This window comes from Dyella sp. (assembly GCF_051954575.1).
Lineage (GTDB): Bacteria > Pseudomonadota > Gammaproteobacteria > Xanthomonadales > Rhodanobacteraceae > Dyella_B.
Genome location: NZ_JBQCHP010000014.1, coordinates 1 through 13617, shown reverse-complemented (window position 1 = coordinate 13617; position 13617 = coordinate 1). Strand labels below are relative to the sequence as shown.

At 62.5% G+C, this 13617-nt stretch carries 14 protein-coding genes; 9 read left to right on the top strand and 5 right to left on the bottom strand.

The window, feature by feature from the left end:
• Positions 1 to 674 (bottom strand): SDR family oxidoreductase (locus ACTHNE_RS01910; RefSeq protein ID WP_440268437.1); only part of this gene is annotated, 674 nt, incomplete at its 3' end.
• A 167-nt stretch (positions 675 to 841) separates the two neighbouring features.
• Positions 842 to 1219, bottom strand: a complete 378-nt coding sequence (locus tag ACTHNE_RS01905; protein WP_440268436.1) for a hypothetical protein — start codon at positions 1217 to 1219, stop codon at positions 842 to 844.
• Positions 1220 to 1406: 187 nt separating this feature from the next.
• Here ACTHNE_RS01905 and pdxR point away from each other — a divergent pair, with 187 nt between their 5' ends.
• Both pdxR and ACTHNE_RS01895 read left to right on the top strand, forming a co-directional pair.
• Entirely contained in the window at positions 1407 to 2909 is a 1503-nt protein-coding gene (gene pdxR / locus ACTHNE_RS01900) for a MocR-like pyridoxine biosynthesis transcription factor PdxR (protein ID WP_440268435.1), read from the top strand.
• 117 nt (positions 2910 to 3026) lie between these two features.
• Entirely contained in the window at positions 3027 to 3575 is a 549-nt protein-coding gene (locus ACTHNE_RS01895; RefSeq protein WP_440268434.1) for a hypothetical protein, read from the top strand.
• A 93-nt stretch (positions 3576 to 3668) separates the two neighbouring features.
• Here ACTHNE_RS01895 and ACTHNE_RS01890 read toward each other — a convergent pair whose 3' ends face one another.
• Positions 3669 to 5546, bottom strand: a complete 1878-nt coding sequence (locus ACTHNE_RS01890) for an AI-2E family transporter (protein ID WP_440268433.1) — start codon at positions 5544 to 5546, stop codon at positions 3669 to 3671.
• A 224-nt stretch (positions 5547 to 5770) separates the two neighbouring features.
• Here ACTHNE_RS01890 and ACTHNE_RS01885 point away from each other — a divergent pair, with 224 nt between their 5' ends.
• From ACTHNE_RS01885 to ACTHNE_RS01875, 3 genes are all read left to right on the top strand, one after another.
• Positions 5771 to 7363, top strand: coding sequence for a carboxylesterase/lipase family protein (locus ACTHNE_RS01885; protein WP_440268432.1), 1593 nt, complete (start codon positions 5771 to 5773; stop codon positions 7361 to 7363).
• 109 nt (positions 7364 to 7472) lie between these two features.
• Positions 7473 to 8267 (top strand): AIM24 family protein, encoded by a 795-nt coding sequence (locus tag ACTHNE_RS01880; protein WP_440268431.1) that lies wholly within the window; start codon positions 7473 to 7475, stop codon positions 8265 to 8267.
• A 200-nt stretch (positions 8268 to 8467) separates the two neighbouring features.
• Positions 8468 to 9289: a helix-turn-helix domain-containing protein gene (locus tag ACTHNE_RS01875; protein ID WP_440268430.1), complete on the top strand. Its 822-nt coding sequence runs from the start codon at positions 8468 to 8470 to the stop codon at positions 9287 to 9289.
• A gap of 7 nt (positions 9290 to 9296) precedes the next feature.
• Here the strand turns inward: ACTHNE_RS01875 and ACTHNE_RS01870 are convergent, their stop codons facing one another.
• Positions 9297 to 10289 carry a VOC family protein gene (locus tag ACTHNE_RS01870; RefSeq protein WP_440268429.1) on the bottom strand — a complete coding sequence of 331 codons (993 nt, stop codon included), beginning with the start codon at positions 10287 to 10289 and terminating at the stop codon, positions 9297 to 9299.
• Between the two features lie 145 nt (positions 10290 to 10434).
• Entirely contained in the window at positions 10435 to 10623 is a 189-nt protein-coding gene (locus ACTHNE_RS01865) for a hypothetical protein (RefSeq protein WP_324939319.1), read from the bottom strand.
• A gap of 261 nt (positions 10624 to 10884) precedes the next feature.
• On the opposite strand from ACTHNE_RS01865, the gene ACTHNE_RS01860 reads away from it, so the two are divergent.
• From ACTHNE_RS01860 to dbpA, 4 genes are read left to right on the top strand one after another with little or no spacing between them, the layout of a single operon-like run.
• Positions 10885 to 11229, top strand: a complete 345-nt coding sequence (locus tag ACTHNE_RS01860) for a YkgJ family cysteine cluster protein (RefSeq protein ID WP_324939316.1) — start codon at positions 10885 to 10887, stop codon at positions 11227 to 11229.
• Positions 11230 to 11231: 2 nt separating this feature from the next.
• Positions 11232 to 11426 (top strand): hypothetical protein, encoded by a 195-nt coding sequence (locus tag ACTHNE_RS01855; RefSeq protein ID WP_324939313.1) that lies wholly within the window; start codon positions 11232 to 11234, stop codon positions 11424 to 11426.
• 60 nt (positions 11427 to 11486) lie between these two features.
• Entirely contained in the window at positions 11487 to 11630 is a 144-nt protein-coding gene (locus ACTHNE_RS01850; protein WP_324939310.1) for a hypothetical protein, read from the top strand.
• A 43-nt stretch (positions 11631 to 11673) separates the two neighbouring features.
• The gene (gene dbpA / locus ACTHNE_RS01845; protein ID WP_440268428.1) at positions 11674 to 13053 is read left to right on the top strand and encodes an ATP-dependent RNA helicase DbpA; all 1380 of its coding nucleotides are present in this window, start codon (positions 11674 to 11676) and stop codon (positions 13051 to 13053) included.
• Positions 13054 to 13617: the final 564 nt, after the last annotated feature.

Sequence of the window (13617 nt, the reverse complement as noted above, 5' to 3'; positions counted from 1 at the left end):
TCCAGCACGGCGCCGAAATACGCCGCCTTTGGATCGGCAACAACCTTGCGCGGGTCGCCTGTGGCAGCAAGGAAGCGCTGTACCCAGTCCGCCAGCGGTGCCTTGTCGGGACCGCCGATTTCTACCGTGCCATTGACGGCTGCGCCTAGCGCATAGTCGGTGACTGCATCGGCGACGTCGTCAGAGGCGATCGGCTGCATCATTCCGCTGGAAAGATGAATCTCCCGATTTTTTCCGCCATCACCTGCGATGCCGCCGAGAAATTCGAAGAACTGGGTTGAATGGACGATGGTGTATGGGATACCCGCGGCACGTATTAACGTTTCCTGGGCCATTTTGGCGCGGATGTACCCGCTCGCCGCAAACGCAGGGCGGCCGGTACCCACCACTGACAAGGCCACGTGATGCCTCACTCCGGCTTTCTTCTCCGCGGCGGCCAGGTTGCGTCCTGAGGTCTCGAAAAAATCCAGTGCGGCCTGATCCTCGAACGAAGGGGAGTTGGCCACGTCCACCACGACATTCGCACCTGCCATGACCTGGTCCAGGCCTTCGCCGGTAAGGGCGTTGACGCCCGTGGACGGCGCCGCGGGAACGGCTTCGTGACCGCATTTGCGCAAGCGATCGACGACTTTGCTGCCGATGAGTCCGGTACCGCCAATAACAACGACTTTCATGGAAACCTCCGTATCTACGCTGGCGCTGGAGGAGCGTCGTGATTGCTACTGGGCGCCGCCACCGACGCCGGTAGCGCCGGCGGCAGGCTGCTTCCCCTGAACACTACTCGCTTTCCTTGCGTGTGAGGACAAATCGGAAGCCAACGCGCGCCAGCGGCGTCATAGCCTTACGCGACAGCAATCGCCCAGGTGATAAAGCCGGTATTGATAACCGTGAAGATCAGGCCTGCGATAAACACCGCATCGGCCATATATTCCAACCTGTGATTGCGCCGGGTGCTGCGTGTCCGCAGGCCGCCGTATGCGAGCACGGCAGCAACCAGGTACACCATGGCGTTGACCGAAAGCAGATCGTCGCCCAGCGTATCTTCGGAACGCAGCGTGATGACCAGACGAAGAATGCCCACCACGGTGAGGCAGACGCCGAGCATGGCCGAGGAAGACGTAAAGATGTGCACGCAGATGTCTTCGTCGAGCGGATGCGCGCGGCGCTTGCGAAACGGACGCGTGGCGAATGTATGAAGGGCGTCGCGATACATGCTCATGGCCTGAACATCCATCTCGTGTAAATCAGCTGCGCCATCTTACTCCCCGGAAATCGCCGGATTGAGGGTGACGGGGTCGGGTGGCGAGCCTTATTCTGATCCCGAGCGCTTTTTCGGCACAAACCATACACTTCCCGTGCCGTCGTCACGGCCTCTTGCCATGGAGCCACCGCGGAGGAAAGCAGTTGTGGCAAATGACGTGGAAGGTACGAACACTCTGTTCGAAATTGTTTTTGACCCTCCTCCGAAGGGAAGCCGCCGATCTGCGGATTCCGTCTACGCGCAGTTGCGTGCCGCCATCCTCGATGGCCGGTTGGTGTCCGGGTCCAAACTGCCGGTGGAGCGTCAGTCGGCGGTCTTTTTCGGTGTTTCGAGAAACACCGTGGCTCGCGCTTATGCGAGGTTGGCGATCGAGGGGTTAGTGCAGGCGCGGCAAGGGTCGGGCACGTATGTGGCGCCGAAGCGAAGTCGTGCGCCGCGCGAACGGTTTCCGGCGCAGCAAACACCCGATCCGCGCTTGAATGCGACATGGAAGCGACCCGAGCTTGCCCAGGCGCTTAACTTCTGGCACGACAGTCAGCGAGCAAAGACACCAAGGACGACTGCACCATTGGACTTTCGGCCCGCGCTGGTCGATCCGCGACTCTTCCCGTTCGAAATATTTCGCCGCGTCAGCGCCAAGCAGCTTCGGCACATGGAACTGAAGCCGCCTGCCTTCAAGAGTCCGCAAGGCAATCAGGGGCATTTCCCGCTGAGGGCTGCCGTTGCGACGCACATTGGCGTGTCGCGTGCCATTGTGTGCGAACCCGACGATGTGCTGGTGACCGCCGGCGCACAGCAGGCGTTCGACATACTCGCTCGTGTATTGGTCACCCCTGGGGTTACGACGGTTGCCATTGAGGATCCTGGTTATCCGCCGATGCGCGCCGCGTTTCTGGCGGCCGGTGCGAAGCTCGTGCCGGTACCGGTGGATGCGCAAGGGCTGGTGGTGGATGCGCTGCCCGTGCCCGTGCAGGTGGTTTGTGTGTGCCCTTCGCATCAATTTCCGTTGGGCGTATCGATGTCTGCACAGCGTCGAACGGCGCTGCTGGATTTCGCTCGCAAGCATGGCGCGGTCATTGTCGAGGATGATTACGACGGGGAGTTCCGCCACGACGGCGCGCCCTTGCAGGCGCTGCGATCCAACGCGACGGCCGATGATGTGTTCTATGTCGGCACGTTTTCCAAATGCATGCTTCCCGCGCTGCGGCTTGGCTTTATCGTTGCGCCACGCTGGGCCATGCCGACGCTGACTACGGCAAAGAATTGCCTCGACTGGCATTGTCCGACGTTGACGCAGATGGCGGTTGCCCGCTTTATCGCCGATGGGCACCTGGCGCGGCACGTGCGCAAGCTTCGTGACGTATACCGGAAGCGGCGGGACCTGGTGTGGGAGATATTGCAGTCGGATTTCTCCGCGGATTTGCAGCCGATGCAGTCGCATTACGGGATGCATGTGGCGGCGCGATCGATGATGTCCAAAAGCCTGGAGCGCGTGACTGCACGGCTGTTGGAGTCGAACGTGCATCTGCATTCGCTCGAGCGCTATTTCTTTGGAACGCCCACGTCGCAAGGCCTGGTTTTCGGGTATGGGGCCGTTGACCTCCAGGACATCGAGCAGGGGCTGAAGGTGTTGCGGCGCGTGCTCTAAGTATTGCCTTGAACGACTGACCGGGATAAATGGCCCACGCTAAATTTCCGCAATTGGCCCTTCTGGCCCTGCAGGCTTTCCCTAAAGTCTCCCCAGGTCGCCAATACGGAGAGCACGATGATGTGGAAGGTTCTGCTGCGTGGAGTCATGGTTGCCGGTGTGCTGGCATGCGCGTCGTTGAGTGCGCAGGCCGCGGCGCCGCGCGATGGCTCGCATGATTTCGATTTCGCCCGTGGGGCTTGGCATACGCACGCAACACAGGTGCTCGATCCATTCGATGGCGGCACGCATACGGTGACCATGGACGGCACGAAGACGGCGCGACCGGTGTGGAATGGACGCGCGTGGCTGGAGGAGATCGAGGCCGACGGGCCCAATGGGCATTGGGAAGGGGCGACGCTTTTTGTCTACAACACGAAGGCTGGGCAATGGAGCCAGATGTACGTCGACGGTTCCGGCGAGATCGAGGCGCCGACCATCGGCAATTTCAAGGATGGCCGCGGCGAATTTTTCGGTACCACGACGTACAAGGGGCGCAATGTATTGGTGCGCGGCGTGTGGTCGGATATCACTGCCAATTCGCATCGGTATGAGATCGCTTATTCGCAGGATGGCGGTCGCACGTGGGCGACGGCGTTCAAGGCTTATTTGACGCGGCTTAAGTGATGGCTCCACCGTCATTCCGGCGCAGGCCGGAATCCATCGCCAGTACGAAGCATGGATTGCGGCCTGCGACGGAATGACAATCGGAGGTTTCAATCACGCAAACTTTTCAATCGTAAATTGCGCCGCCTGCTCGAACGACTGCGCCACGCGATCGATATCCGCACCCAGCTGGCTCGGCTCCTGCGTTTCCAGGAGGTGCGGCAGAAGCACGGCAGTAATGACCACCTCTGCGAACCGCTTGCGTATTTCCCTTGCCACCGCTTCCCCCGACACCCAGCCGCCAGCACCTGCGGCATTGACGATGTGGATCATCGACACGGCATTGGGCGTCGCTTCCGGGTGATCTTCCGCCTGGAAATCCTCGACGTCCTGCATGGAAACGTGGCGTGCATCGATGCGAAGGTCGCGCAGGATGCGCACCAATATCTCCGTCGCCACATCGTCATAGCGATTGCCGCTGCCGATGCATAGCACGATCGAACCAGGCGCCACGGCCAGCGGCCCCTGCCAACGTCCGGCGACGTTCTCGCGTTGTTGGCGCAGGTAATGCGCCAGGTTGTCGTCGTCGAGCACGGAAGTGCGACGGCGCCAACGTGGTTGTGAAGGCGCCTCCCTGCCCAACGATTCGATTACCCGGATGACCGCCGTTCTTGCCTTGACGAGCTGTTCCGGGCTGATCGCCTTCTGCGCAAGATCGGTCTGCGCAAGCTGCAGCGCCGGCAACAATACGGTGTCGCAATAACGGGCGAACGATCGTTGCCTCAGAAAGATGCGCGCGGATGCAATGATTTCATCGGCATCCCCGGAAAGCGCACGCTGGTAGAAGCGCTGCGGCAGCGTCAGGGCCGGGGTGTCGCCAAGCAGGATGCCCAGCAGCGTGAACGCCCTTACATGGCGCCCGACCACCACCATGCATAGCGTCAACGGCGTGGACAGTACCAGGCCCATCGGTCCCCACAGCCAGCTCCAGAAGATGGCCGAGACGACCACGGCCAGCGGCGACAAACCGGTCGCGTGGCCATAGAGCTGGGGTTCCACCAACTGGCTCACCAGCACTTCCACGATCACGAACAGGCCCAGCGTCAGCAGCAACAGCGTCCATCCCGGCGTAACGGCTGCAGCGAGCAAGGCGGCCAGCAGCGCCGCCAGCCACACACCCACGTAAGGTACGAAGCGCAGCACCGCGGTAAGCGCTCCCCAGAGCAGCGCATTGGGCAGCCCGACAACGGCCAGGCCCAGCCATATCGCCAGCCCCACGCCGACATTCACCGAAAACTGCGAGACGAAAAAGCGCGAAAGGCGTTCGCCGGCGTCGTTGATCGCCACGGTGGTGGCGCGCAGATCGGTGCCGCCGATGGCGCGGATGAAACGATCGCGCAGGGATTCGTATTCGAGCAGCACGAACACCAGCACCACCAGCACGATGCCGGCGGTTTCCAAAGGGCTCCACAGCGACGAGAGCACGCTTCTTATCGCGTTCCATGGGCTGGCGAAAACCGAAACGTCCACCGCATTGGCGTAGGCCGGCGCAACTTGCGTCTGCGGGACCTGGCCTGCGCTGCCGTTGGCGCCGAAGGCATTGATGACCTTGCCGGCTTCGCCGCGCATGGCTTCCAGCCGCGCGATGGTCAGGTCGTGCAACAGCTGCAGTTTGGCCTGGACCGTTCGTTCGTATTGCGGAAGGCTTTCGGCCAAGTGCACGATCTGCGAGCCGATCACCATCATCAATCCGGTTGCGATCGTGGCCAGCAGCAGCACGGCGATCATGACCGCATACGCGTGGCCCAGCCGCATTTTCTGCAGCAAGCGCACGAACGGCGCCATCAGCAAGGCCAGGATCAAGGCCAGGATGATAGGCACCAGCACGTCCTTGCCAAAATACAGCAAGGCCAGCACCACTCCCGTGGCGATGAGGGTCAGTGATCGCTGGCTGGCAGATGCGTAGGGCTGCGAATCCGGCGTCGTGGGCATGATGGCAGGTCGGCTGGAGTGGCGGGTTCACCTGCCAGGGGCAAGTGGCGATTGAACTTAACGGGTTCATCCCTTGGCGTGCCCCGAGGATGCATACGATCGCATCCCGCCACGCTATGCTCTCCCTGAACAACACACCGCTTGGCTCGCTGATGATACGCAAGTCGGGGAAGTTATCGTCGCTGCGATTCGAGCCTCACGCCGCCCACTCAAAGACCTGGCCCATGCTCACTGCCTTCAAGCGTATCCCTCGCACCCTGCCCTTGCTCGCCATCGCGCTGATCACCGCACCTGCCTCATCGTCCGACGCGCCCCCTACCGTAAACATCGCCACGGGCACGCTGTCGGGTATTCACGACGCCAGGACCGGCCTGGACGAATTCAAGGGCATTCCCTATGCCGCGCCGCCGGTTGGTCCGCTGCGTTGGAAGCCGCCGCAGCCGGTAGCGACGTGGACAGGGACGCGGCAAGCCGATCGCTTCGGCCCGCGCTGCATGCAGAGCCCGATCTACAGCGACATGGTGTTTCGCTCCAATGGCGTGAGCGAAGACTGCCTTTATCTCAATGTCTGGACGCCCGCGCACGGCGCAAACGCGAAATTGCCGGTGCTGGTGTATTTCTATGGCGGCGGCTTTTCCGCCGGCGACGGCTCGGAGCCGCGCTACGACGGCGCGAGCCTTGCCCAGCGCGGCATCGTCACCGTGACGGTGAATTACCGCCTGGACGTGTTCGGCTTCCTGGCCCTGCCGGAGCTGGCCGCCGAATCGCCCGAGCACGCCACCGGCAACTACGGCTTGCTCGACCAGAACGCCGCCTTGCGCTGGGTCCAGCGCAACATCGCAGCATTCGGCGGTGATCCGAACCAGGTCACCATCGGTGGCGAATCGGCCGGCTCCATGTCGGTGTCGGCGCAAATGGCCTCGCCCTTGTCGAAGGGCCTGATGCAGCGAGCCATCGGCGAGAGCGGCGCCATGCTTGGCAACCTCAAGCCGCGGCCGCGGGCATTGGCCGAACGCCAAGGCAAGGATTTCGAGCGGCAGGTCGGCGCGCATTCGCTGGTACAGCTGCGCGCGATGGATGCCCAGGCGCTGCTCAAGGCCGCGGATAAAAAAGACGTGCCCGAGTTCCGCCCGACCATCGACGGCTACTTCCTGCCCCGCTCGCCTGAAGCCATCTACCAGGCCGGCGAGCAGGCGCATATTCCGCTGCTGGTGGGATCGAACTCGCAGGAGGGTTATTACACGGCCTTGCTCGACGACAAGGCGCCCACGCTCGCGAACTATCGCGCCGCCATGAACAAGCAATTCGGTGCGCATGCGGCCGAAGCATTGAAGCTTTATCCCGCCAGCAACGAAGCGGAGGTGAAAGCTTCCGCCACCGCGTACGAGGGCGATCAGTTCATCGCCTTTGCCACCTGGCGCTGGATGAACGTGCATCGCCAGACCGGACAAGCGCCGGTGTACTACTACTATTTCGTGCAGCCGCGCCCGGCCAAGCGCGACGGCAGCGCCGGCCCGGATGCCGGCTCCGTGCACAGCGGTGAGATCGAATACGCGCTGGGCAACCTGGCCGGCAATACCGTGTTTGCCTGGACCGATGCCGATCATCGCGTTTCGGATCTCATGCAGGGCTACTGGGCGAACTTCATCAAGACCGGCAACCCCAACGGCGCGGGCTTGCCGGAATGGCCGGCCACGGCAAGCAAGGACGGTGGCCTGCTGCGCCAGGTGATCGGCGTGGATACGCACGTCACGGTGGACCGCAACGCGGTGCGTGCAGAATTTCTGCAGCGCACCGATCCTAACGCTCATCTTTGATGGCGCGCGCAGGGTGCCAAACTGAAGCAGGTTTGCGCCCTGAAACGCCCACGTAACCGGCTACACAAATCTGCACGGCACAGCCACATCACCATCGGGGGACGATGCAATGAAAACGCGTACGGTAGGCACCACCTTGCCGGTGCTCGAAATCGGACTGGAACAGGGTGACCGGATCATTTCCGAGCCTGGCCGGTTTTCCTGGATGACCCGCAACATCGTGCTGCAGACGTCCGCGCGCACGGCGGGCGCGAGCGGTTTTCTCGGTGTCATCGGTCGCGCCCTTTCCGGCGGCGGGCTGTTCATGAACGAATACGAGACCTCGGGCTCGCCGGGCATGGTCGCGTTCGCGGCGAAGGTGCCGGGATCGATCGTCGAAGTGCAGGTGAACGCCGGGCAGACCTATTTCATCCACCGCCATGGCTTTCTGTGCGGCACGCAGGGTGTGGAATTGTCGATCGGCTTCCAGCGCTCGCTAGGCGCCGGCATCTTCGGCGGTGATGGCTTCGTGCTGCAAAAGCTCACCGGCAGCGCCCGCGCATGGGTGGAACTGGGCGGCGAAGTAGTCACCTACACGCTTGCGGCCGGCGAAACGCTGCAGGTGCATCCGGGGCACGTCGGCATGTTCGAAGGCTCGGTGAACTTCGACATCACGATGATTCCCGGCTTGAAGAACAAGCTGTTCGGCGGCGATGGCCTGTTCATCGCCAACCTCACCGGGCCCGGCCAGGTGTGGCTGCAAACGCTCACCATGCCGAACCTGGCGCACGCGCTGGAGCCTTATCTTGCGCGCGAGGAAACGAGCTCAGCCAGCCTGGGCGGCTCGGGTGGAAACGTCGGCGGTGCGATTGCTGGCGGGGTGATCGGGTCGGTGCTCGGGGGATTGTTCGGGAAGGACGATTAATTCATCCCACCTGGCTACGACAGCGCTATCTGTCCCCTCCCCTGCACGCAGGGAGGGAGCAAGCGTTCGCGTAGCCGAGACGGCGCTACCACACACCCTTCTGTGATTTGCCTGCCACGCAGCAAACATGCATTTCGTCACTTGGCCGCCTTGCACCGATATCCCTACTCTCCGGGAACCGACGCGCCACGAGACCCGCCATGGCATCTGTGAAACCCGCAGCAAGCCGCAAATCGCCCCTGGGCGAGCTATTGCGTTCGTGGCGCGAGGCCAGGCGCGTCAGCCAGCTCGAGCTTGGCTTGAAGGCGAATCTATCGGCGCGCCATTTGAGCTACGTCGAAACCGGCAAGGCGCAGGCCAGCCGCGACATGCTCTGCCGCCTTGCCGACGTGCTGGAGATGCCGCTGCGCGAGCGCAATGCCTTGTTGCTGGCCGGCGGTTACGCGCCGGAATATCCGGAAAACCTGCTCACCACGCCCGCACTGGAATGGATGCGCCAGGCGATCGACCTGATCATCACGCACCAGGAGCCCTACCCCGCCTTCGTGCTCGATCGTCACTGGAACGTGCTGGCCACGAACCAGGCCGCCGTGCGCATCAACCAATTGCTGATGCGGGGAAGCCAAAGCAAGCACACCAACATTCTTCACCAGGTGTTCGATCCGGAGGATATTCGCTCCGTGATCGTCAACTGGCCAGAAGTGGCCGAACGCTTCATTCGCCATCTGCACGACGACATCGCCGCCGTGCCTTCCGATGAGACGGCGCGCGAATTGATGCAGCAGGTGCTGCAGTATCCCGACGTACCGGAGCACTGGCGTTTTCGCGACCTGCAGCGCGCGCTGCCGCCGGTATTTACCTTTGTGTTTCGCAGCAGCGAAGGCGAATTGCGCTTTTTCGAAACCGTTACGACGTTCTCGGTACCGCGCGATGTGACGCTGGCCGAGATCCGCATCGATTGCGCATTCCCGGCGGATGCGCACACCGCGGCAGTGTGCGCGCAGCTGGCCGCTGCAGGCTGACCGACGATCAACCGCAGGCGGCGTTGGCCGTCGTCGCAGCGTGGAATTCCATCATCAAGCCCAGATCGCTTTCCGTTGGCGCCAGGAACGACTCGCCCAGCAAGCCGTGGTAATCATCGAGCGTGGTCTCGTACCCCCGCTCCACGCGGCGCTTGGCCAGGCCAAGATCCTCGACGCCGATGCTGACGCCAAACACCTGCGGGCCGCCGCTGCGCAAGGCATCGGCCGCGGCGCCGGCGCCTTCCGGCTGCAGCGCGTAGATGCGCTTGCTGCCGACCGGCACGCAATAACCGCGTGCGCCGACTTGCGGCATGCGAATGGCGACCGAACCGGTAAAACCCATGCGCTCGAACTGCTTTCGCTGCGCGTCTGCATCGGCCGACAACAGCCAGAATGCCGACACTTCACGTGCACCATTGGGATGCTCGCGCGCAACCCGGTCATCCATCGCCGGATGCGGCTTGATGCCATCGGGCGGATAGTCGATCACGAAGAAGCCGGACGAAAGCGGTTGCGTGTCGAACGCGAACAGACGCCAGCGCGGCGGTTTCGAAGGGCCGGCGCCATCCGGGTCGTTCGGCGAAGCCGAAAACATCGGCGTAGGTTTGAAACCTTGTGCCTGCAGATAGGCGCGCATCTGATCGAGCGAGGGCGAACGCAGGCCGAACATGCGCGCGCCTGGTCCGCCATGCAGCACCGCCTGATCCGCATCCATGCCTGGATCGAGCTTGGGATGAGGCCGCGTGATGCCGAGCAGTTCCATATAGCTGCGATCGGGCATGCGCACGAAGCGATTGGCCACGCCGTTGGGATCGCGTCCCGGCAGCACCTGAAAACCCAGCTTCACCGCCATGATGCCGCTGACCTGGTCGATGCTGCGGCCCCACAACAAGATGTGATCAAGCTGGCTGCTTTGGGCGAGCGGCGCTTCGGTGGCGTTGACGAAACCGGCCAGGCCCAGGCCAAGCATCCATGCAAATAACAGCGAAGCACGTCGCATAGCGTGTCGACTCCTGTGTTCGGTAAGGCAATTGGGGGACTGCGTTACGTTTTCAAAAGTCGCGCGGCGAGGCAATAACCTGCGAGGTTATGCTGCACAAGCGCGTCGCCGGACGCGCATGTTCTTTATGCAGGGCGATCCTCCGTCACGGACGGCGAGGACGCTTCTTTTCCATGCTGGGTTTCTCGGGCGCCTGGCCGGTATGCGTGGCGTCGCGCGCAAAGTTGTTGGTCGATTTGAAATCCTTCGCCTGGTCGACCGCGGTGGTGACTTTGCTGCCCGAATAAATCGAATGAATGGTCGCTGCCGATAGCGGCTTTGGTGTGTTGTTCATTCGGATACCTGATGATGTTGGGCGGGATTGATCACCATACTCCTAAACGCCCCACCGCGCAGGCTCGTCCTTTCCAATATCAGGCCGCGTTGATACTTGGCCGGTGTTGCCTTAAACCCCACTTGCCGGCATGGTGTACTATCCACCGGCAAGTACCTGCCTGCCCCTCGCGTCCCGCGCAGCTATTCGGCGGCTGCCCGCTTCGCTCCCACCCACGTGTGAACCGCCTCGCCAACGAGGTGACGCCCCTCGGGAGCACCCATGCCAGGCCATTTCCACCGCCACGCGGCCACGCCGCAAGCGCGCAAGGCGCCGGTCCATTGCTCGACCTGCGAGGCAGTGTGCTGTCGCCTGAAGGTGGTGCTGGAGCCCGGCGACACGATTCCCTCGCATCTCACCACTTATCTTCCGGAAGGGCCGCGCGTGATGGCCCACGATGAAGCGGGATGGTGCGTGGCGATGGATCGCACTCGCATGAATTGCAGCATTTACGAAAACCGCCCCGCCGTATGCCGTCGCTTCGTGATGGGCGGCCCGTACTGCAGGGCCGTTCGCGTCGAATACGCTTCACGCAACGGCAAAACCCCTTTGAAACAGGAGGATTGATCATGTCCAACCCCCGCCAACCCGGCACCCAAGGGTCATCGCCCAAGACCCTGACCAGCGAGCGCATCGCCGCGGATATCGCCGCCTTCAACAAGGCCGGCGGCCGCATCGAAGTGCTGGGCAATACGCCATTCCAGCGCAAGCCCGATGCCGCCGAGATCGCCAAAGGCCCCGCTGCCGAGCGTTCGCCGAAGTAATCGTCGCCCTGCTGGCACACACGGCAAACAATCCCTTTCCCTTCAATGAGGTGATCCCGCTTGGCAAAGACAAACTACTCCTTCGAAAAGCGCCAGCGCGAACTGGCGAAAAAGAAACAGCAAGACGAAAAGCAGGCGAAGAAGAAAGCCTCGCGCGAAGGCGTGAAGCCAATTGATATGGGACGCGAACCGCCCGCGCAATGAATCGCCGGGCTGCCTCGAGCAAACGGCCATGAGATGATGCCGCATGACCGCTTTCAACACGCTCCCTCTCAAGCCCGCCTTGCTCGCCAGCGTCGAAACGCTGGGCTACAGCGAAATGACCCCCATCCAGGCGCAAAGCCTTCCGGCCATGCTGGAAGGACGCGACGTGATCGCCCAGGCGCAGACCGGCAGCGGCAAGACCGCGGCATTCGGGCTAGCCTTGCTGCAATCGCTGAGTGTGGAAACCATTCGCCTGCAGGCGCTGGTGCTGTGCCCCACGCGCGAGTTGGCCGACCAGGTGAGCAAGGCCATACGCAAGCTGGCCGCAAACATTCCCAACGTCAAACTGCTGACCCTGTGCGGTGGCATGCCACTGGGTCCGCAACTGGCCTCGCTCACGCACGATCCGCATATCGTGGTCGGCACGCCGGGCCGCGTGCAGGAGCATCTCAAGCGTAGCAGCCTGCATGGTGGCGGCATCAAGGTGCTGGTGCTGGATGAAGCCGACCGCATGCTCGACATGGGTTTCAGCGAAGCCATCGACGACATCGTCGGACGCATCGCCAAGCATCATCAGACGCTGCTGTTTTCAGCCACCTATCCGGACGACATCCGCGACGTGAGCCGCCGCATGCAGCGCAATCCGGTGGAAATCATCGTGGAAGCGCCGGTCGAAGCAAAGCCGGCGATCGAACAGCAGTTCATCGACGTGGAACCGGCGCACAAACTCGACGCGCTCGCGCAATTGCTCAGCGACGAACGCGGCCAGCATGCCCTGGTGTTCTGCAATATGCGCCGCGACGTGGATGCGGTGGCCCAAGAACTGGATCGCCGTGGTTTTTCCGCGCTGGCCCTGCATGGCGACATGGAGCAACGCGACCGCGACGAAGTGCTGGTGCAGTTCGCCAACCGCAGTTGCGCCGTGCTGGTGGCCACCGATGTCGCCGCGCGCGGGCTCGACATCACCGCCTTGCCGCTGGTGATCAGCCACGACGTCGCCCACGACCCCGACACGCACACCCACCGCATCGGCCGCACCGGGCGCGCGGGACAAACCGGCCTGGCGATCACGCTATGCACGCCGCGCGAAAAACCCAAGGCGGAAAACATCGAACAGGTGCTCGGCAAGCCGCTGCCATGGCGCGCACTGAAACTTTCGCCACCGCGTGGCAAGACCTTGCATCTGGCGCCGATGAAAACGCTGGTGATCGACGCTGGCCGTCAGGACAAGCTTCGGCCCGGTGACATCCTCGGTGCGTTGACTGGCGATGCGGGCCTCAAGGCAGACGATGTCGGCAAGATCGATGTATTCGCCACTCGCGCTTACGTTGCCGTGACGCGCGCGTTGGCCAACAAGGCGTTGGAGCGGTTGCGTGCGGGCAAGATCAAGGGGCGCAACTTTCGCGTTCGTGCGTTGCATTGAGTCGTAGCTGGCTGCCGGAAAAAAGCGAGCCGTGCGCGTCAGCCACTCTCCCGGAACCTAATTAGGGCCTGTTTACACTATTTGCGTCGAATCTCAGCTGCGCGATGGATGGCTCCCTCCCCTGCGCAGTAGGGGGGGGGCTGGGGTGGGGTCAACCTCGCGATGAATCCGCGTTGCGCGGCAAGCTCGTGCAACCCCACCCTAACCCTCCCCTGCGCGCAGGGGAGGGAATACATTCCGGCGCGCTGAAGATATGACGCTAACCAAGTCCCGGAGAGAGGGACTCACTCAAGAAGGTATTTGCAAGTCACCACATTAAGGCAACACTGAATAAGTATCGCCGTCGTCACCAGCCCTGTCTGTTCGCAGGCCACAGGGCCGTCGGCGAAGGCAGACTGGCGCATCGTCGAGACGGGTACCTGCGGCATGCGGACAGACAGGGCTGGCCCAACTATTGAATTTAAAGGGATGGGTGATGCCTTAAAACCCGAAATACCAAACCGGCGCACACGCCATCACGCCCGCCAATGCCTGCGAAGCCAACACCACCAGCGCATCCTTGGG

Bases quoted from the DNA above. Each gene is read 5' to 3' on its own strand.
- ACTHNE_RS01905 (WP_440268436.1), bottom strand. From the start codon at position 1,219: ATGAGCATGTATCGCGACGCCCTTCATACATTCGCCACGCGTCCGTTT.
- ACTHNE_RS01895 (WP_440268434.1), top strand. From the start codon at position 3,027: ATGATGTGGAAGGTTCTGCTGCGTGGAGTCATGGTTGCCGGTGTGCTG.
- ACTHNE_RS01890 (WP_440268433.1), bottom strand. From the start codon at position 5,546: ATGCCCACGACGCCGGATTCGCAGCCCTACGCATCTGCCAGCCAGCGA.
- ACTHNE_RS01885 (WP_440268432.1), top strand. From the start codon at position 5,771: ATGCTCACTGCCTTCAAGCGTATCCCTCGCACCCTGCCCTTGCTCGCC.
- ACTHNE_RS01880 (WP_440268431.1), top strand. From the start codon at position 7,473: ATGAAAACGCGTACGGTAGGCACCACCTTGCCGGTGCTCGAAATCGGA.
- ACTHNE_RS01875 (WP_440268430.1), top strand. From the start codon at position 8,468: ATGGCATCTGTGAAACCCGCAGCAAGCCGCAAATCGCCCCTGGGCGAG.
- ACTHNE_RS01870 (WP_440268429.1), bottom strand. From the start codon at position 10,289: ATGCGACGTGCTTCGCTGTTATTTGCATGGATGCTTGGCCTGGGCCTG.
- ACTHNE_RS01865 (WP_324939319.1), bottom strand. From the start codon at position 10,623: ATGAACAACACACCAAAGCCGCTATCGGCAGCGACCATTCATTCGATT.
- ACTHNE_RS01860 (WP_324939316.1), top strand. From the start codon at position 10,885: ATGCCAGGCCATTTCCACCGCCACGCGGCCACGCCGCAAGCGCGCAAG.
- ACTHNE_RS01855 (WP_324939313.1), top strand. From the start codon at position 11,232: ATGTCCAACCCCCGCCAACCCGGCACCCAAGGGTCATCGCCCAAGACC.
- dbpA (WP_440268428.1), top strand. From the start codon at position 11,674: ATGACCGCTTTCAACACGCTCCCTCTCAAGCCCGCCTTGCTCGCCAGC.